The following is a 633-nucleotide window of genomic DNA, read 5'->3' on the forward strand; positions in this document are numbered from 1 at the left end:
TTCTCGCTGGTATTGGTATTGCAATCATCGCAGGTCCACTCGGGTCTTTTGTTGTATGGCGCAAAATGGCCTACTTCGGTGACACTCTTGCCCATGCATCGTTAATGGGGCTCGCTCTCGGGTTCTTACTGAACGTTAACCTCTATCTTGCGCTGCTAGTCTGCTGTTTAGCATTAGCGGTACTCCTTGTAACACTGCAAAGGCAGCAACTGGTGGCCACAGATACCCTACTCGGAATTCTGGCTCACAGCTCTTTGTCTATCGGTTTGGTGTCAGTAAGCTTTTTGGACAATGTTCGTGTCGATCTAATGAGTTACCTATTTGGTGATTTATTAGCTGTATCACCAGAAGATTTGATGTTTATTTATGCCGGCGTAATTGCCGTTAGTGCATGTTTGTACATATTCTGGCGACCGTTATTATCAAGTACCGTCAGCGAAGAGCTAGCCGCTGTAGAAGGTGTGAACACAGATTTAATTCGTCTGGTCTTGATGCTGATGGTGGGCGTAGTGATTGCGGTAGGTATGAAGTTTGTCGGTGCCCTTATCATGACGTCACTGTTGATCATCCCTGCAGCAACAGCGCGTAAGTTGTCTTCTACACCAGAACAAATGGCATTCTTCGCATCCAGCA

The 633-nt window shown here is 46.6% G+C and carries 1 protein-coding gene; it reads left to right on the top strand.

Features of this window, described 5'->3' with window-relative positions:
* The coding region (locus R7O13_RS28185; RefSeq protein ID WP_318305362.1) for a metal ABC transporter permease at positions 1 to 633 on the top strand (633 nt) is incomplete at both ends.

Source organism: Vibrio sp. Y176 (genome assembly GCF_033438945.1).